The organism is Methyloprofundus sedimenti, from assembly GCF_002072955.1.
Classification (GTDB): Bacteria; Pseudomonadota; Gammaproteobacteria; order Methylococcales; family Methylomonadaceae; genus Methyloprofundus; species Methyloprofundus sedimenti.
In genome coordinates, this window is record NZ_LPUF01000001.1 from 545,737 (window position 1) to 564,383 (window position 18,647).

General features: G+C 43.0%; 20 protein-coding genes. 11 read left to right on the forward strand and 9 right to left on the reverse strand.

Annotation, left to right across the window (positions count from 1 at the left end; all coding sequences use genetic code 11):
* Window positions 1-14 precede the first annotated feature (14 nt).
* Entirely contained in the window at window positions 15-557 is a 543-nt protein-coding gene (locus tag AU255_RS02280) for a hypoxanthine-guanine phosphoribosyltransferase (protein ID WP_080521373.1), read from the reverse strand.
* Entirely contained in the window at window positions 547-1,569 is a 1,023-nt protein-coding gene (nagZ, locus tag AU255_RS02285; RefSeq protein WP_080521374.1) for a beta-N-acetylhexosaminidase, read from the reverse strand. The genes AU255_RS02280 and nagZ overlap by 11 nt, the downstream gene beginning before the upstream one ends.
* 169 nt (window positions 1,570-1,738) lie before the next feature.
* Here nagZ and mltF point away from each other — a divergent pair, with 169 nt between their 5' ends.
* Entirely contained in the window at window positions 1,739-3,100 is a 1,362-nt protein-coding gene (gene mltF, locus AU255_RS02290; RefSeq protein WP_158083031.1) for a membrane-bound lytic murein transglycosylase MltF, read from the forward strand.
* A gap of 106 nt (window positions 3,101-3,206) precedes the next feature.
* On the opposite strand, the gene AU255_RS02295 is transcribed toward mltF, so the two are convergent.
* The 5 genes from AU255_RS02295 to clcA all read right to left on the reverse strand — a co-directional run bounded on the left by AU255_RS02295 (window position 3,207) and on the right by clcA (window position 10,519).
* The gene (locus tag AU255_RS02295; RefSeq protein ID WP_080521376.1) at window positions 3,207-4,634 is read right to left on the reverse strand and encodes a PilT/PilU family type 4a pilus ATPase; all 1,428 of its coding nucleotides are present in this window, start codon (window positions 4,632-4,634) and stop codon (window positions 3,207-3,209) included.
* A gap of 82 nt (window positions 4,635-4,716) precedes the next feature.
* Entirely contained in the window at window positions 4,717-5,883 is a 1,167-nt protein-coding gene (locus tag AU255_RS02300; protein ID WP_080521377.1) for a PilT/PilU family type 4a pilus ATPase, read from the reverse strand.
* A gap of 285 nt (window positions 5,884-6,168) precedes the next feature.
* Window positions 6,169-7,170, reverse strand: a complete 1,002-nt coding sequence (locus tag AU255_RS02305) for an IS110 family RNA-guided transposase (RefSeq protein WP_080521378.1) — start codon at window positions 7,168-7,170, stop codon at window positions 6,169-6,171.
* A 452-nt stretch (window positions 7,171-7,622) separates the two neighbouring features.
* A complete protein-coding gene (locus AU255_RS02310; protein WP_080521379.1) occupies window positions 7,623-9,083 on the reverse strand; it encodes a pyridoxal phosphate-dependent decarboxylase family protein in 1,461 nt (486 codons plus the stop codon).
* An 83-nt stretch (window positions 9,084-9,166) separates the two neighbouring features.
* Window positions 9,167-10,519: a H(+)/Cl(-) exchange transporter ClcA gene (gene clcA / locus AU255_RS02315; protein ID WP_080521380.1), complete on the reverse strand. Its 1,353-nt coding sequence runs from the start codon at window positions 10,517-10,519 to the stop codon at window positions 9,167-9,169.
* Window positions 10,520-10,896: 377 nt separating this feature from the next.
* On the opposite strand from clcA, the gene AU255_RS02320 reads away from it, so the two are divergent.
* The 9 genes from AU255_RS02320 to AU255_RS02350 all read left to right on the forward strand — a co-directional run bounded on the left by AU255_RS02320 (window position 10,897) and on the right by AU255_RS02350 (window position 16,001).
* Window positions 10,897-11,118 carry a 2Fe-2S iron-sulfur cluster-binding protein gene (locus AU255_RS02320; RefSeq protein ID WP_080521381.1) on the forward strand — a complete coding sequence of 74 codons (222 nt, stop codon included), beginning with the start codon at window positions 10,897-10,899 and terminating at the stop codon, window positions 11,116-11,118.
* A complete protein-coding gene (locus tag AU255_RS20000; RefSeq protein WP_158083033.1) occupies window positions 11,115-11,258 on the forward strand; it encodes a hypothetical protein in 144 nt (47 codons plus the stop codon). Before AU255_RS02320 ends, AU255_RS20000 begins: the two co-directional genes overlap by 4 nt.
* On the forward strand, window positions 11,258-11,749 hold the full coding sequence (locus AU255_RS02325) for a hypothetical protein (RefSeq protein ID WP_080521382.1): 492 nt from the start codon (window positions 11,258-11,260) through the stop codon (window positions 11,747-11,749). The genes AU255_RS20000 and AU255_RS02325 overlap by 1 nt, the downstream gene beginning before the upstream one ends.
* The gene (locus AU255_RS02330; protein ID WP_080521383.1) at window positions 11,733-12,167 is read left to right on the forward strand and encodes an XdhC family protein; all 435 of its coding nucleotides are present in this window, start codon (window positions 11,733-11,735) and stop codon (window positions 12,165-12,167) included. The genes AU255_RS02325 and AU255_RS02330 overlap by 17 nt, the downstream gene beginning before the upstream one ends.
* A complete protein-coding gene (locus AU255_RS21265; RefSeq protein WP_080521384.1) occupies window positions 12,164-12,313 on the forward strand; it encodes a hypothetical protein in 150 nt (49 codons plus the stop codon). The genes AU255_RS02330 and AU255_RS21265 overlap by 4 nt, the downstream gene beginning before the upstream one ends.
* Window positions 12,314-12,413: 100 nt before the next feature.
* On the forward strand, window positions 12,414-13,142 hold the full coding sequence (locus AU255_RS02340; protein ID WP_080521385.1) for an oxygen-binding di-iron domain-containing protein: 729 nt from the start codon (window positions 12,414-12,416) through the stop codon (window positions 13,140-13,142).
* Between the two features lie 53 nt (window positions 13,143-13,195).
* The gene (locus tag AU255_RS20230; protein ID WP_198942519.1) at window positions 13,196-13,420 is read left to right on the forward strand and encodes an NAD(P)-binding protein; all 225 of its coding nucleotides are present in this window, start codon (window positions 13,196-13,198) and stop codon (window positions 13,418-13,420) included.
* 2 nt (window positions 13,421-13,422) lie between these two features.
* A complete protein-coding gene (locus AU255_RS02345) occupies window positions 13,423-14,763 on the forward strand; it encodes a phytoene desaturase family protein (protein ID WP_198942520.1) in 1,341 nt (446 codons plus the stop codon).
* A complete protein-coding gene (locus tag AU255_RS02350; RefSeq protein WP_080521386.1) occupies window positions 14,760-16,001 on the forward strand; it encodes an FAD-dependent oxidoreductase in 1,242 nt (413 codons plus the stop codon). Before AU255_RS02345 ends, AU255_RS02350 begins: the two co-directional genes overlap by 4 nt.
* 436 nt (window positions 16,002-16,437) lie before the next feature.
* Here the strand turns inward: AU255_RS02350 and AU255_RS02360 are convergent, their stop codons facing one another.
* Window positions 16,438-16,857: an HIT domain-containing protein gene (locus AU255_RS02360; RefSeq protein WP_080521388.1), complete on the reverse strand. Its 420-nt coding sequence runs from the start codon at window positions 16,855-16,857 to the stop codon at window positions 16,438-16,440.
* Window positions 16,858-16,939: 82 nt separating this feature from the next.
* Here AU255_RS02360 and AU255_RS02365 point away from each other — a divergent pair, with 82 nt between their 5' ends.
* Window positions 16,940-17,980 (forward strand): hypothetical protein, encoded by a 1,041-nt coding sequence (locus tag AU255_RS02365; RefSeq protein WP_080521389.1) that lies wholly within the window; start codon window positions 16,940-16,942, stop codon window positions 17,978-17,980.
* Window positions 17,981-18,464: 484 nt separating this feature from the next.
* Here AU255_RS02365 and AU255_RS20235 read toward each other — a convergent pair whose 3' ends face one another.
* A complete protein-coding gene (locus AU255_RS20235) occupies window positions 18,465-18,641 on the reverse strand; it encodes a hypothetical protein (protein WP_198942521.1) in 177 nt (58 codons plus the stop codon).
* Window positions 18,642-18,647 lie beyond the last annotated feature (6 nt).

Genomic DNA, 18,647 nt, shown 5'->3' on the forward strand with positions numbered 1-18,647 from the left:
GTTTAAGCTGTCACTTACACTTCGGCGCAGGCATAGATCCCGGACGCATTACGCAAATATCCTTTATAATCCATACCATAACCATATATATAGTGGTTTGCAACTGATAAGCCTATAAAGTCAGCTTGTATTGGCTTTACTTTATCAAGCTGTTTTTCGACCAATACTGCGCTATAAATCTGGCTTGCTCCCTGTCCCTGGCAGTATTGGTAAATAGCTTTAAGTGTGATGCCTTCATCAAGGATATCATCAATAATAAGTATGTTTCTATTGTGCAGAGAACTTGCCGGTTTTTGTATCCAGTTCAAATTACTGCCGCTGGTTTGCTGACCATAACGGCTGACATTAATAGCATCGAGTGTTAACGGAAAGTTAAGCCTAATCATCAACTTGCCTGTAATGACTATACCGCCATTCATGACACAGAGTATGACTGGATTAGCTTTAGTCAGGCGAGCATTAATGTCTTCTGCCATTGCATCTATGGCATTTTCTACCTCGTTAGCCGAGTATAGTAAGAGGGCGTTTTTTTGTACCTGTTGAATTTCATTGAGCATAGGAATTAGACAGCTTGCTTAACTGTTCACTTACTGATTGCCATCTGCTGCTGGTTTTTAGCTGTTGCGGAGTCAGGCTGTTTTTGCCCAGCATAGCCAATAAGCGTTGTTCACGAATAGGGCCAGGTTCAATCGGAGTGCTTTCTAAAACCTGTTCCGCCGCAGATTCATTGTTACACACCAATATCATATCGCAGCCTGCCTGACGTGCAAGTTTGGCCCGTTCAGTAAAATCACCAACACAGGCCGCGCCTTCCATGCTTAGGTCATCACTAAAGACAGCACCATTAAAACCTAATTGTTTGCGTAAAATCTCGTTTATCCAGATAGCAGAAAATCCAGCAGGTAATTCATCAATTGCCGGATAAACGACATGTGCAGGCATAATGCCTTCTAGCCCTTCTTGAATCAATTGTTTGAAGGGTAGAATATCTTTACTATAAATACTGTCAAAATCCCGCTCATCAACCGGTAATGCCAAATGAGAATCCAGAGCAACCGCGCCATGTCCCGGAAAATGCTTGCCGGTAGCGGCCATTCCAGCGCTCTGCATGCCTTTTCTAAAGGTACTGGCGAGTTGACAGGTTAGTGCGCAATCTTTGGAAAAAGAACGGTTACCGATAATCTGGCTAACGCCACAGTCTATATCCAGCACCGGTGCAAAGCTAAAATCAACGCCTAGTACGAGTAATTCAGATGCCATTAACCAGCCCGCATTTTCGGTTAATGCCGGATTTTCTGCATAAGCAGCGACTGGTGGCAAGCGAGTAAATCCATTTTGAAAGCGTTGTACCCGTCCACCCTCCTGGTCTACCGCAATCAGTATGGCCCCCTTTCTTGCTGCTTTGATTTGTTGGCACAGTTCCGCTACCTGCAGTGGTTCAGCATAATTTTGGGCAAATAAAATAATAGCCCCGGTATTCGGATGGGCAATTTTTTCTTTATCGTATTGACTGAGCGTAGTGCCGGAAATATCAATCATGATAGAGCCAATGGGCAGCTGTTTTTTCATTTTTCTGTGCGAGTGTGTTAGGTTTTTTAGCTTAACAAAGCAAAGTAGCCAATGAATTATTAAGATAAAATAGACAATTATATACAATCTTTGCTATCATTATCAATTTTAGTATAAAAAGTTTTATTGTCAGGTCACTATTTCAACAAAAACCATGCGGAGAAAAATATTGTCCAGACTATTTAAAATCCTAGCATTTTTGATGATTTCTGCTTTCCTGTTTATCAGTTGTAGTGAAACCGAAACCGATCCGGTAATGAAAGATCTACTTCGACAGGATAAATTAATTGTACTGACACTGAATTCACAAACAACTTACTACCTTGGTACGGATGACGAACCGGCGGGATTTGAATATGATTTGACTAAAGCTTTGGCGGACTCACTGAATGTCGAAGTGGAATATAAAGTGCTCGATAATATTGAAGATTTGCTGAATGCTATCAACAGTGGAGAAGGTCATATTGCAGCGGCAGGATTGACACGAACAGATACGCGTGAACAGAAGTACCTTTTTGGCCCTGACTATAAAGCAGTGCAGCAACAAGTGGTTTGTCACCGTCAGTCTATACTTCCTAAAGATACCAGTGAATTACTAAACAGGTCAATACTGGTTGTCGCTGACAGTAGTTATGAAGAGGCTTTGCAAGAGCAACAACAAGACTACCCGGAACTAAAATGGGAAACCACCAGCGAGCTATCGGCTGAGCAAATACTGGAAAAACTGGTTAGCAAAGAAGTTGATTGTACCATAGTGGATTCCAGTGTATTTTCCTTGAATCACCGTTATTATCCCGATTTAAAAGAAGCATTCCCGTTTTCAGAAGAACAAAGTCTAGCCTGGGTGCTGCCTCCAGATTCTGCTGCTTTCAAGCAATATATTAATGACTGGTTTGAAAAATCAGAAAGCAACTCGGCTTTGAATATCATCGATGAACGCTATTATGGCTACGTTGATATGTTTGATTTTTATAATAACCATATTTATTTAAAGCGGATTAAATCGCGATTACAGGAATACGGATCTGCCTTCAGAGAAGTCGCAGAACAATATGAGATTCCCTGGACTTTACTGGCAGCCCAGTCATATCAGGAGTCTAACTGGAACCCCGAGGCGCTCAGCCACACCGGCGTTAGAGGATTAATGATGCTGACCGAGGCGACTGCTAAAGCAATAGGCATTAAAAAACGTACCGATCCCCACCAGAGCATTAAAGGAGGCGCAAAATATCTGAACCAGATGCTAAAAAAAGTGCCTGAGGATGTTGCAGCAGAAGATCGGATTTGGTTTGCTCTGGCTGCTTACAATATCGGTTTTGCACACCTGCTGGACGCCAGAAAACTGGCTAGCGAATTAGGTAAAAACCCGAGCACCTGGCTTGATGTAAAAGAAGTATTTCCGCTATTAAGCCAAAAGAAATATTATAAAAATTTAAAATATGGCTATGCCAGGGGTATGGAGCCAGTCAGATATATTGATCGGATACGTTATTATCAGGATGTATTAGTCAATTCTTTGCAGAGCGCATAAGCCATTTGCAATGATTTAGAAATTGAAACGCTATACTTGTCCAGGTTTTATGAGCTACTTTGGGGGGTAGGTTTTAGCCGGCACCCCAAACTTGACAAGTTAATAATTAACCAAAATTAATTTTTGCTTCCAGATCATTTTGTGAATCTGCATTTTTCAGAGTTTCTTCCAGGCTTATACGCTTTGCGTTGTATAATTCCAATAAGGCATCATCAAAAACTTTCATGCCCTTGTTGCCACTGGTTTTCATTGCCACTTTAATTTCATTCAAGTCACCCTTTAAAATCAAATTGGCAATATGCGGAGTGTTGATCATAATTTCAATGGCGGCACAGCGTTTACCCTGTAAATCAGGAATCAGGCGCTGGGAAATAACGGCGTTCAAGTTGCTGGAAAGATCCATAAATAATTGCTTATGATACGCCTGAGGGAACATATTGATAATTCGTTTCAATGCCTGGTTGGCATTATTGGCGTGTAAAGTGGAAATACATAAATGCCCCGTGTTGGCGAGTTCTAATGCCGCTTCCATCGTTTCGCGATCGCGAATCTCGCCAATTAGAATAACATCCGGTGCCTCACGAAAGCTGGCTTTCAGGGCGCGCGCATAAGAGGCGGTATCAACCCCAACTTCTCGCTGGTTTACGATAGATTTTAAGTTGGGATGTGAGAATTCAACAGGATCCTCGATGGTTAAAATATGTCCTGCAGCATTTAAATTCCGGTGATTAATCATTGCAGCTAAAGACGTTGATTTACCCGATCCGGCGCCCCCTACTATCAGTAATAATCCACGTTTATACATAATCAGTTCAGATAATACTTCAGGCAGATCAAGCTCTTCAGTGGTCGGAATAGTTGCAGGAATCAAACGCAAGACTATGCCTACGGTGCGGCGTTGATAAAACACGTTGACCCGAAACCGTGCACTGTCATCAGGAAGACTTATGACAAAGTCCAGATCTTTGGTTTTTTCAAATTCCTCAATCTGATCTGCGTTCATAATGGCATAGGCAGCTGATTTTGTTAACCCGGGTGTCAGTAGATAACTATCCAGTTCAACTGCGGCACCATAGACTTTTGTTTTAACCGAAGAGCCTGAAGTAAGAAACAGGTCAGAGCCTTCCATTTGGACAACTTTTTCCAGATAGGGCAGGATGTCTAACTGTTCTGCAGGTGCCTCGCCAAAGACTTGTATATTTTCCCGAACGGGCAAGCTTGCTATTGGATTGCGTTTATCTTTACTGATAATCAAAGAAAGTTCACCCTCCTGTTCTGTCAGTTCAATAATAAACTCGATTTCACCAAATAATGGTGCAGCAAACCTGAGTGATTTATCGATAGAAAACTCTAATCTTTGCGTGTGATCAGTCAGTTCTGTGAATAGCGTATGTAGTATTTCACTGCTTAATATGTTGCTACCAACTGCTTTTTCCTGTTTTTCTAGCCGTAAGCGAGGAGCTGAGCCAACATTTAAATGCAAACTGTCGGCATCTTTTTCGACCATTAATTTTATATAGGGTGAGATATCCATAGTGCTTGTATTCGTTTTTGAGTTGGACTGAATATAGGTTGTTTTTTTTCAAGGTATCCACAGTAGAGCGGTCTAGCTTGTTTTACATCTGGTCTTCATCATCAGCATCTTCTTCTTCTTCTTCTTCTTCGGTAGACTGTAGTGATAAGCCCCTGTTATCTATAGTACTGCCTGCATCAAATTTGACCTTTAGGCGTAACTCATTGGCTGAGTCTGCATTTCTAAGGGCTTCTTCATAGCTAATCCGGCCTTCCTGAAATAATGCAAAAATAGCCTGATCAAAGGTCTGCATGCCGAGTTCTCGTGATTTAGTCATAATAGCTTTGATGCCAGAGACATCTCCTTTGGCAATTAAATTCGAGATCAGAGGTGTATTAATTAAAATTTCAATGGCTGCACAGCGCTCGCCATCCAATGTTTTTATCAGACGCTGAGAAATAATGGCACGTACATTTAAGGACAGATCCTGTTTCAGTTTGATTTGTGTTTCTGCTGTAAAGAAGCCCAGGATACGATCTATCGCCTGATTTGCGTTGTTTGCATGCAATGTGGCAAGTGCCAGGTGACCTGTTTGTGAAAATTCTATGCCAAAATTCATAATTTCCTTATTACGAATCTCACCCAAGACAATGACATCAGGCGCCTGACGTAAGGTGTTATGTAATGCGATTTCCCAATCGCTAGTATCAACCCCCACTTCACGTTGCATAATGACGCAGTTTTTATGTTTATGTACATATTCGATGGGATCTTCAATAGTGATAATATGACCATAACTGTTTTCATTACGATGATCCAGCATGGATGCCATTGATGTTGACTTGCCGGAGCCTGTACCACCAACCATAATGATCAAGCCGGTTTTGGACATAATAATGTCTTTCAGCACAGCAGGCAGACCGAGTTTTTCAAAGCTGGGGATTTCAGCAGCAATAGTTCGTATTACCAGGCCTTGCATGCCTTGTTGAACAAAGGCGTTGACCCGAAAGCGACAAAGGCCTGCAGGTGCGATGGCAAAATTACACTCTTTGGTTTCTTCAAATTCTTTTAACTGCTTATCATTCATAATGCACTGGGTAAGCTCTTGTGAATCATTCGCAGATAAGGCCTGTGTTGACAGAGGAGTCATAATGCCTTTAATTTTTATGGCGGGGGGAAAATCAGCAGTAATGTATAAGTCAGAGCCATCTTTATCCAGCATTAGTTTTAATAACTTATGCATAAAGGACATTGCTTCATTTCTTTCCATAGGAATCTCTTTGTAGAAGGGTAAATAGCAGTCTTGTATTTAACAGAGTCTGATACAAACCGTAGGGTTTTTCAAGGAACTGGCCAATCTTAAATTATACCTTGCGCGATAATGGATTGCGAGGCACGTATGGCGCTTATACCTTGCGCAATAATGGATTGCGAGGCGCGTATGACGCTTAGATGTTTTGCTTGGAAATATGGGCTATCGTTTTAACACGGGACATATTGAAAACTGTAGATACTCTATTAAAACGCAAGCGTGAATGCATAAAAATTTATATTTTTATGCATTTATAGTGATAGGTAACGTATAAAAACGAGCCCCATCGAATTTTTTGTTAGTACGTAACATGCCATGGATGGCGTGTAATAATTTACGCATCACAGCACAGACCGCTTGTACTTTCTTTAAGCCATTATCCTCAATCAAGTGATGATAATAGCCTTGAATATTCGGCTCGAATCGGCTGGCAACCAAAGCTGGCATATACAAGGCCTGACGAATATATTTATTACCCACTTTGCTAATGCGTGGCTTTTTAGATACGCTACTACCTGAATCAAATATCCTTGGATCCAACCCTGCATGAGCAACCCACTGCCGCGCAGTCATATCCTTAGGCAAGATCATCAGTTCACTCAGTATTTGTACCGCTGAGGCTTGTGCAATCCCTTTGATGCCGGTGATTAATGTATAAGCTTGCTTCAGATCTTCATTTTGATGAATAAGGTTAAGTGCACTGTCGCGCAAGGTTTTAATTTGTGCGTCTAAAATATCAATCAACTGCTCTGTCTGTTCAATCACCAGCACGGGTGTTTCCACTGTTGATTCCAAAGCATGAAGCTGGTTTTTAGTTTGTGTTTTTTGCTTACTTAAGGCGGCAATACGACGCGCAGTCGCTCTTAAGCTAATACATTCATCGGCTGGACGCTCCCAGGCTTCAAAAGGCATTCTTTCAGCATAAATCGCTAAATTCTCTGCATCAATCGCATCGGTTTTGCTGCGCGTCATTAAGGCTTTAGCAAAGTTGTGTGCGGCTTTGGGGTTAATCACCATCACTTCAATACCGTCTGCTCGACTAAGAGCGACAGCTAAATCAAAATGATAGATGCCTGTTGCCTCGATGCAAACCTTTGTTTCTCCTTTAAGTTTTGTTAAAGACTGAATAATTGATTGATGACCTAAAGGGGTATTATCAAAGGATTTCGCTTTACGTGCCTTACCATTAACCATGACGACAACAACTAATTCCTTGCAACTCACATCAATTCCGACAGTATTCATTTTTTATCCCATATTAAGTATTACAATGATCACTGGTTTCCCAACCCTGACACTTCACCTACCGTCCTTGTGAATGCAGACTCAGAAGCATAGCTTACAGGTCTCAGATACTCCACGGCATGGATGACGAGGGTGGGGAGCCAATCTACGAGCAAGCTCAAAGCTTAAGGTTGGGCCGGCTTCCCCAGAAAATCAGTTATTACTATAATTGTTTTGTGTTAAATAATCTTGTGTTTAAGAGATATGTTTAATATACAAGGGCGCGGCTTCAGCCCGTCAATGCCAGAGATCATTTAAAGGCGAGCTAAAGCCGCGCCCTACAAGTCTATTGAATGTCCCGTCTTAAGTTTGTAGCCGAAATATGTATCAAATAATTTTCTTATCTTAGGCGCGCAGGCAGCTTGCTTGCGCAATGCAGACGGGCCGTCCGCGCTCCCCAAAAAACAGGTTGCTCAAGTTGTTGGATGCATATCCCTGAGCAGATTATTCCCGGTTTCAACAACTGCGTCTACCAGTTCTCTTGCATGTTGCTCGGTCGTTCTGGCCCCGACAAAACAAGGACGAATCACCAGGATGCCATTTAAGATTGTAGTGCTGGGAATGCAGCGCCCGTCTTGAACTAAATGGCGATGGATCTGCTTGTTGAGGTCGTTCAAGTTTTGTACTTTATCACTTACATATCGAAAACAGCATATCGACAAAGTAGGCTCCTGTACCACTTCCAGGGCAGGGTGTTTACGGGCCAAATCCGCCACCAACCGCGCCATATCATTATGGCGGCAAATGCGTTCCCGCATACCCGTTTTACCGATTTCACGAATTAATGCCCATACGACTGCACCACGTGAAGGCGCAGATAATTCAACGCCAAAATCATGGTAAGGAACCCCCATACTGAGCATGGAGTTTTGAATATTGTCATCATGACAAGCTCCTTCAAGATAATCCGCAGCCCCCTGACTAAAAGCCCGATTTAGAATACTACGGTCGCGCACATAAGTTGCACCGATTCCCACTGGAGCACCGAGCCATTTATGTGGATCGACAATTACCGAATCGGCGAGTGACAGGCCTTCATAAAGAGGCCGTATACGCGGATCAAGTATGCCGGGTAGACCATAAGCTCCATCCACATGAAACCAGATCTGGTATGCCGCAGCTATTTCAGCAATTTCACGCAGCGGGTCAATGGCACCGGTATTTGTCGTTCCTGCATTAGCCACTACTGCAACAGGTACAAAACCAGTGTTAGCATCTGCCTGAAGTTGCCGGCGTAATGCGTTTGGACATAACCGTCCGTTATTATCGGTAGCAATAGTAATGACAGCAGAGCGTCCCATTCCCAGTACAGCAGCAGCGCGATGAATAGTGCGATGGCATGCACTACTTGCATAAATTCGACAAGGCTTTTGTACGCCATTTTCAGCCGGATTAAGGCCCAGTCGTTCAAATGCCCATTGTCTGGCAGCTCCCAGTGCAACTAAATTGGCTACAGAACCGCCACTGCTATAGATACCTTTCATTGTTGAAGGTAGAGCAAACATCTCTGCCATCCATTGCAGGGATAGCTCCTCAAGATAGTTAAAAGCCGTTAAACCGACTCGTTGAGGCGCTGCAACAACACCACTCAAAGTGGCCAGTACCCCTATTGATGTGGCTCCGGTAGTGATGAAAGACGTGCAGCCTGGTTTCGGGACTTGAGATCCATTGGGGATGAGATGTTGTCCGATGATATCGAGTAGCTGTTCACAGCCTATGCCTTGATCAGGTAAAGGTCCGCCCAGTGCAGTTTTCCAGCTCTCTTCATTGCACATGGCATCGGGGTGCTCAAAACGAAGATAATTAGTCAGATCCTCGCCTAATCGCTGTAATAATTCCGGTAGTTTTCCGCACTCTGCGTGCTCTTGATACATGCTGCTATCCTGTTTTATGATGTTTAAGGCAAAACTTTAGCGCCATTTTAATGCATATAGAGTATGTGCTTTTGCTGGATCTTTCAGAGTTGTTTATCCCGCTTCAGTATACGCTGCAATAAAATACTGTATATCGGCTTTCCACCCAGTAATTCTGCAGTAACGGTGGCAGTAGCGACCGTTAATATTAAAGGCAGGATAAGTGTGTAGTTATTGGTTAATTCTATGCTTAAAGCGATTCCTGTTAGCGGTGCCCTGACTGTTGCCGCAAATAGCGCACCCATTCCTGCTACGGCAAATATGCCCGGTTGTAAATTTAGAGTTGGAAAATAGACGTTTACATAATGTCCGAACCATAAACCTAATAGCGTACCTAATGCCAGCATTGGCGCAAATATCCCCCCGGGTGCGCCGCTGCTATAACTGAGTATCGTGGTGCCAATACGTATGAAAAACAATACAATCAATAAACTGATCGCACCGGTATGTTGCATGGCCCAAAGTAGAGTCAGGTCTCCACTGCCGGTAGTTTCAGGCCATATACTGCCCAAATATCCAATGACACCTCCGGTGAGTAAAATTAATAAAGTGTTGTTTGAGCTCCTGTTCCTGGAAAACAAATCCAGGCCGATAATCAGATAACGGTTAAACAGTATGCCCAGGATGCCGAAGATCAGCCCCAGAATTAAAAACAGAGGTAATGACTTTAGTGGCGCTGCGGCAAAATGTGACATATTGATCGCCGGCACTTGCCCCATATACAATCGAACCACGACAGCCGCAACAAAAACAGCCATCGCAACGGCTTGGACCGAATAAGTTCCGTATTTAAACTGCGCACGCATCTCTTCCACAGCAAACAAGATTGCAGCCAGAGGCGTGTTAAACGCCGCTGAAAGTCCTGCTGCTGCACCGGCAGTTATGAGAGTATTTCTGTTGTCGCTGCTGGTTTTAAATATCACTGAGATCATATGTCCGATGTTGCCACCCATGTGTATGGTCGGTCCTTCCCGTCCCATGACCATACCGCTGCCAATGGTTAATACTCCACTAATAAATTTGATCGGGAGTAAGCGTTGCCAGTGGATGTCTCTGGAGCCTTCAAGAGCTCCCTCGATTTCCTGTACGCCACTACCTCCAGCTTCAGGGGCAAAACGGCGTACGATTAATACGGCCAGATATAGCATGAGTGCTGTACTGACGGCTGGCAGTAACCATTGTAGTATCGGATGCTGATTAAATTGTTGAATAAATCCATTACGCCATTGAAATACGGCATCGACACAGATATGAAACAAGGTGCCAATAATACCGGTTAATAGCCCGGTCAGCATGCTGAGTCCCAGCAACATAATAATGTATCTGGCGGGCATTAAAAATGCCTTGTTGAGGCGCGAAGAAAACTGGAAGGATTTTTTGGGGATGCTGAGTTTCATTAGTTCGGGGGTAGGGTTAAAGTCTGCGCCATTAATTCACAGGGTTCTGCTATGATATAAAAAATCATTTTAAGGTATTTGTCTTGCTGGTGCTATGCATTATAGTAAAGTGAAAGACACCATTGTTTCGGTGTCTTGCTCTCAAAAATTCAGTTCGCTATAAGGCTTTTCAAGCGTGATTGTGCGAAGTATATTTAAGTATTTTGTATCCGCATGGCGCTGGTGAAACCGGTTCAGCACCTGATGTTTACAGCCTTTGTTGCTTGTAATGCAGTGTAATTCTTAGGAAAAAATAGCATAGCATTGCGAGGATTGTTAGCTGCTATAAAGCGCACTGTAGTTGCGAGGAATATGACTCATTTTACGGAATAATGTATATGTCAGACTTTTTGTTAAATCGTCAACACATTAGCCACGACCTAAGCGAAGGAATGGTGTTACTCGACTTTCTGCGCAGGGACCAAAAGTTAACAGGCACAAGAGAAGCCTGCAGGGAAGGTGATTGTGGTGCTTGTCTGTTATTGTCAGGTCAACGTATTAATGGCAGCATGTATTATCTGCCAGTTATTAACAGTCATGCTGTAGAGAAAAAGCGATGACAATCATGCCTGTGTATTTTGGTATTGCCTTTATTGACTTAGTGAAAGCGATACAACGTTTTAACCCTGATTATACGCCTGTTTTTTCAGCACCGATGACTGCAGAGAAAGTTCTGTTAGCCTTGTATAGTAAAGCCTGATGGCAGGCATCAGCTGGCATAATGTCGTCACCGGGGCTGTCCTTTTTGCAGCGGGTGATAGTATAGGCACTCTGATAGCAGGAGACTTTTTGTATCAGCGTATGCTGGGGATGATGGTATTGGGCGGGAGTCTTTATGCCTGGGAAATCCCTTCTTATTTTGCGCATTTACAACGCCGGTTTAATAGGCAGGGATATCCGAATGCCTTTAAGCGCACCATCGCTGCCGGACTGTTTTTTAATCCTTTATGGATTGCCAGACATTTGTTGTTTATCAAACTGTTTTCCGGGCAATGGCAGACGATCTCGCCAGATATATTAGTGGTTGCTACGGAGTCATTTATCTTTTGTTTCCCGTTTTCCTTGCTGGCAAATTATTTGATTCAGAATGTTATTTTTTTTCGCTGGCGTTTTCTGGTCAGCTCTATTTATTCAGCATTAACGGTGATTTACTTTGCCTTAAGCGAGGTGCTTTTTGCAACAACAAGCTGAATTCTGGCGTCACTGCATTCATACTTTAAACAACAAGCAAGCCCTGGCTTTATTATTTGTCGTTGATAGCCATGGCAGTTCACCTGGCAAGGCAGGGGCTAAAATGGCCATTACTGCCGACGGGACACGATTTGGTACCCTAGGCGGCGGACAAATTGAATATGATTTATCTGAGCAGGCGCTTGCATTAATACAACAGGATAGTTGTTCGCGCTTGTTTTGTGTGCAACATAATGGTACAGGGCAGGTATGTGGCGGCTCGCAAACAGTTTTGTATTATCCTTGTACGCTGACTGATTTAACTGTATTGCAAGATATTCATAATGCTTTGCAGCAAAAACAAGTTTGGCAATTAGTTCTTATGCCGGGATTAGCCAGCATATTGAAGCGGGTGAGCAGGCCTATGTCTTTATCATGACCCATAGCCACCAAACAGACCAGCAGGTATTAGCAGAATTAATAAACAGACAGTATGCTTATATAGGCGTCTTAGGTAGCACACAGTTAATTGGCATTTTGAATTATTTTGCGCATGTATATTATTTTAAATGGTGTATGCTGTAATTGATCAAAACAGCCGAATAACGATAGAGATTAATCAGCTAATTCTGACTCAAATGCTGGTTTTAATGGTCGTGGTGGGCTATATTGCGAGGAGAGAATCATGAGCATTATAAATAGTGAATCGGGAACCAACGTACATGAAGTTTCCGACGGGATTTATCGCATCAATACGCCAGTTGTCATCCAGGGGGGAGGTGGTTTTTCATTTAACCAGTACCTCATTGTCGATGATGAACCCTTGTTATTTCATACAGGTCCACGAAGAATGTTTCCTCTTGTGCGTGAAGCAATTCAGAGCATACTTCCGGTCGAACGACTGCGCTATATAGCCTTTTCCCACGTTGAATCGGACGAATGTGGATCACTTAACGAATGGCTTGCCGTAGCTCCTCAGTCCATGCCTCTTTGTGGTACGGTTGCGGCCATGGTCTCAATTGAAGATCTTGCTGATCGTGCTCCTCGTGCTATCGCTGACGGTGAGATGATTTCTTTGGGCACACATCGTGTGCGCTGGTTTGATGCCCCCCATTTGCCACATGCATGGGAATGCGGCTTTCTGACTGAAGAACGCACGCGAACATTGCTATGCGGCGATCTTTTTACCCAGGGCGGCAGGGATTTACCCGCGCTTACAGAAACGGATATTCTCGGACCCAGTGAAGCCTTCCGACATGAAATGGATTACTTCTCACACACTAAAAATGCAGATATGATGCTTGAACGCCTGGCAGCTACTGAACCCACAACGCTTGCATGTATGCACGGTAGTGCATGGCATGGTGATGGGGCAAAGGTGCTGCGGGCTCTCGCTGACGCCCTGTCTGCTTAGTACAAAATCAAAAAAACCAGATTGTTTATTAATTCATTCCCGTAGGTGCCAAGATGCCAAACACACAGCCAAATTCAGCCCCCGACTATCTGATACTGGGTAGCGGACTTGCCGGTTTATCCTTTGCGGCATTAATGGCCAAGGCCGGAAAGAAAGTAAAAGTTCTTGAAGCGCATGAATTCCCGGGGGGTACGGTCATACCTTTGTTGAAGGTGACAAATACCGGTTTAATGCGCAACTGCATTATGTCTGGAATTGCGGAGCAGGGGAAACGGTAAACATGTTTCTCAGGAAACTGGGTCTTGAACAGGCGGTTACCTTTGAGCAGTACGATGCGAACGGTTACGATCATATGCGCATACCCGGGTACGAGCTGGATATCCCTTTTGATAAAGAGCAATTATCGGCACGCCTGGCTAAACTTTTTCCCGAACATGCCGGTCCAATACGTAATTTTATCAATGAAGTATGGCTCACCGCAGCGGAAATAAAAAAACTTCCAGAACATCCTGGTATTGCTTATGTGTTGAGCCATGCGCTTGGTAATCAGCGAGTTATTAAATATCACAAGTCTACGTTGCAGGATGTATTTGATGCATTTAAATTACCGCTAGAGGCGCAAACTCTTTTGGCTCTTCAGTGGCCAGACTTTCTATTGCCGCCAAAAAAACTTTCTTTCTTTGCCTGGACAGCTCTGTTTACAGGGTATTGCCGCGGTGCCTATTATCCAACGCATCATTTTGCACACGTTATAGATTCATTGGTCAAAGTCATTATGGAAAATGACGGGGAAATTATTTACCAGCAAAAGGTAACAAACTTCATCCTCGATGAAAATCGAGTGGCGGGTGTAAAAACCATAGACATGCAAGACCGTACTGTGTTTCAAGAGCATTATGGACAGGATATTATTTGTAATATTGATCCGCAACATGCGGCCGCTATGATTGGTAAGCATCATTTTTCCAGTTCCGTACGGGCTAAACTTGATTATGAATACTCGCCTTCGAATTTTGTCGCTTATTGTGTCGTTAAGGGCATTGATTTAAGTGATTTCGGTTTTGGCCGCTGGAACTTATTTCACAGCGAACAAGCTGATCTAAATAAAGCTTTTGACGATATGTATGATCGAGCCGATTACAGCGCCCTCAGTTTTGGCGTGACTACACCGGGATTCCTTACCGATGACCCTGGTGATTGTCCGGAAGGAGAGCAGATCATTCAGTTTATAACGGTTGCCAACTATCATTATTTTCATGACCTGAAGATTCGCGATGCAGGTGCATACAGGAAAATGAAAAAACAGATTTTTGACGCCATGATCGACATCATAGAGCAAAAATACGTGCCTAATTTCCGGGATTTTATAGTCTTTAAAATGACTGGCAGTCCGACCACCAACGAAAGTTTCTGTGCTGCCCCCGAGGGGAACTCCTATGGATCGAACCTGACGCCGGAAAATTTTTCTGCCGGGCGTCTGGATCACAGAACATCACTGAAGAATTTCTACTTTTGCAACGCATCATCAGGTGCGCCCAGTTTTACCGGTACAATCAGAACAGGTTGCGTATTGTACGAGAAGTTATCCGGCGATTCGGTCCTGGATGCAGATCTTTCATGAAAATTGCCATAGTGGGCGGCGGTGCGGCAGGCATGACGGCCGCTTATCTACTGGATAAAGTACATGATGTCACAGTGTTTGAAAAAGCACCGGTTCTGGGTGGAAATATACGCACGCTGAATAAAAATATTCGTTGTGACTCTCTGGATCATCGCATGACCCTCGATAACGGAGTGATCGAATTCCAGCGTGATAATTTCCCGAATTTTCATAAATTAATGCATGAGCTTCAGGTTAAACTCGAAGAGGTTCAAGTTTCCAGCGAACTTTTCCTTGCCAATGGTGATTATTACAAATCCACGGGAGCAATCCGTTATGGTTGTAAAACCAGATGGGAACAGATTTTCCAAACCCTTAAACAGACTCCTGTTATGTTGTCGTACTTGTGTATTCTTGCCAGGATAACTTTCGCTAGCCAGGATTCATTGCGTCATCGTCCGGTCTCAGATTATTTAGGTAATGATATCAGTGCGAGGTGGCTAAAAATGCTACTTATGTATGCTTATTCCATGCCTTATACAACGATTGATGATTTTCCGGCGGAAATTGGCATGCCATTACTCGCAAACTCGGGCATGTTTACCAGGTGGGATCGTATTGAAGGGGGCGTCTATACCTATATAGAAAAAATCCTGGCTGATTTTCGTGGCACAATTCATTGTGCTGCAAGGCTCGAGGAAGTCACCAGGGTTGCAACCGGTGTGCAAATAACAATGCTGAATGGGGAGCAGCAGCATTTTGACAAAATTATTTTCGCCACAACTCCAGGCCAGGTGCTGAACTTATTGAAAGATCCTTCGGAAAGCGAAATCAAGCGCTTTCAGGCGTGGAAAGAAAATGTTATCGATACGGTGATTCATTCGGATACTTCAATTTACAAAAATTTTGGTGTGACTTATTTTTGTGAATTTGATCTTTTCCAGAATAAAGGTAATCAAGGCTGTGGCTACAATGCTTATTTAGACCGCTTATGTGGCATAGACTCCCATTCGGATACCCATTTTAGCCTTGCCTATAATCTGCAACAACAAATAGCCGCGGAAAAAGTGATTGATACACAGCAGCATACAACGCCTGCTTATAATGTAGAGGCTATCCGTTATCGCCAGGAAGTTCTGGAAACAAACGGCGAGAATAATACCTACCATGCCGGCGCCTATCTTTATGATGGCTTACATGAAGGTGCCATCACCTCAGGTTTTATGGTATCTGATCTATTAGGTGGATTACGCTTGTAAGATCGGCTGGCGATGGTTATTTTTTCTGTCGTTAAAAATTGATTTACCTTTCATTGTTTTGTAGGCATCCTTCATTTCCCAGTTGACACTTTTGTTGTTTTTTACTTGGGAGCGCGGGGCTCGCCCGCGTATGGTTAATAAAAGGGCTACAAACTTAAGACCGGACATTCAATAGACTTGTAGGGCGTGGCTTCAGCCCGCCTTTAAATGATCTCTGGCATTGGCGGGCTGAAGCCACGCCCTACAGTTTTCAATATGTCCTGTGTTAAAAACGACAGCCAATAAAAGCGGGCAAGCTGCCCGCGCTCCCAGCACTTCAAAAATAGAGAAGTGTAAACTACTTTAGGGGTAATATGAAATATGCCGTTTTGTAGCAGAGGTTTATGCATAGTTTTCTCATATTCTGAGTTCAAAGCAGATCAATAAGGCATAAAAACTATTTTACTTTTGAACTATTTATTAATTCTTTCAGCAGGTCTAGCGTATTTTCAAGATCTTTTGCTGAATAGTCTTGTGCATCAAACTTTCCCCAAATGGGAGCCGGCCAGGCTTTGTCGGTTTTATATCTCACTACATGATGAATATGCAGTTGCGGAACCATATTACCCAGGGCAGCGATATTCATTTTATCGGCATGGTACAGGGTTGCCAGTTGCTCTGCGATATAGCTGGATTCACGCATTAACTGTTGTTGATCAGCACTAGCAAGCTGGTGTATTTCGGTGATATTCTCTCGCTCAGGTACCAGTATCAGCCAGGGGAACTGGCTATCATTCATCAGTAAAACACGACATAATTCCAGTTTGCCGAGTTCGGTACAATCTTTTTTTAGTGCAGCGTGCAGTGTAAAGGACATAAAAGCAGAGCGGGGCTTGAAATTTATAGTTAAAACAGTGTAACGTTAGTAACAGATAATAACAATAATAATAAAAGCCTTTATGACTACACTTACTGCTAGCCCTGCCCAAGGCAATGCACCGCTTGCCGTTTCTTATAAGCTATTGCTGAGCCTGTATGCCATTATCCCTTTATGCATGATTTTGCAACTGACCGACAGCTATGCTTTTGGTGGTGCTTTATTGCAATTTTTACCGAGTAGCCCAAGTCACTTCATCATCTTTCAATTGCTATTTGGTACGCCGCATATTCTTGCCAGTGGAATTTTAATCACGACTAATAAAGAATATTTTACTTTTTATCAGAAAAAAATTCTGTTTATGACTTTGGCGCTTATGCTGTTTTTTTCCATAGCGAGTCAGGTGCTTTCGTATTATGTGCTTTATATCATGGTCGCTTCGTGGACTGTTTATCATGTTTTAAAACAGCAGCATGGGGTAGGGCGAGGGATTTATCAATTGCCTGGCTGGGCATTTTATTTATTATTGTGGTTAAGCATAGGCGCGGGAATTAGCGTATATATGGGGATTTTTTTAAAAAATACTTTAACTGTTCAACAGGCAGAATGGGTTAAACAGGCGGCTGGTGGCCTGATTATTTGCTTACTATTATGCACTTTCTGGTGTCAGCGGTATGTAAAGACTCGGTTTGGTTGTTTATTTATGTGGTCAAACTCCTTATTGATTATTACCAGTTTTTATTTTTATGCACAGCAATATTATTTTCTGGCAATCTTAATTCCAAGATTGGTGCATGATGCAACGGCTTATGTTTTTTATGTGACGCATGATGTAAATAAGCATGCCGGGCATCCACAGAATTTTTTATATCGCTGGGCTGCAAAAATAAAGCTCAATGTTTTTATCGTGCTGCCGTTACTTTCCTTTGCCTTGACCTTTCTCTTACAAAGGTATGGAGATCAATGGGTTGATGCGCTTACGCAATTTTTCTTCGGCATGGAAATCAGGCAGGCAGTGACCGTGGGTTTGATCGGGTATTTTTCTTTGATGCATTATTACACCGAGGCATTTACCTGGAAGTATGGCTCGCCTTATCGGAAATATATACGTTTTAAGCCTTGATATAAAAATACCTGGCGCCGAAGCCGGCGTATAAGCATGGATAGTACGAACCAGCTTACAGGGCAGAACTGAACATTAATCAGATTTTAACTTGTCCACATCCATAGGACGTAATAGTTATTGTTAATATAGGATTTTTATTTAGCTATTATGCTGTCAATCCCGGATGACCGGAACGTTTTTCAGCAGGTACAGGATTTATTAATAAGATGTGGCCGCACGGATGATTGTCAAGAGCGCCTTACCGACGACATACAAAGCCGTGGTTGATTTGATTAGCTATAGCTTTCTAGTGATTTACGGCTAAGCGATCCATGTGTTTAATTTTATGTTTTAAGAATATAGTTCCTGAAATTGCCAGCCCAAGTGATATAAATGGCCAATTCATAAATGATTTAGCCGCGGTCAGTCTGACAGCATGGTAGGACGGAGGCAAAGGTTTGATTAACATTAACGATTAATAACTTATAGGGTTGGCGAAGATTTATTTCTCACACACGCCACCTTTACAGCCACAGTTTTTGCCGCAACCTAATCCTTCTTCTTTCATGGCACCAAATTCAGGGTGTTTGGCGGCATATTTCCTGGCGAATTGCTGGATATAGATCCAGGCAATCATCAGTACAAATATAACGGCCATTGCAATAATGAAATTTAGCATTTGTTT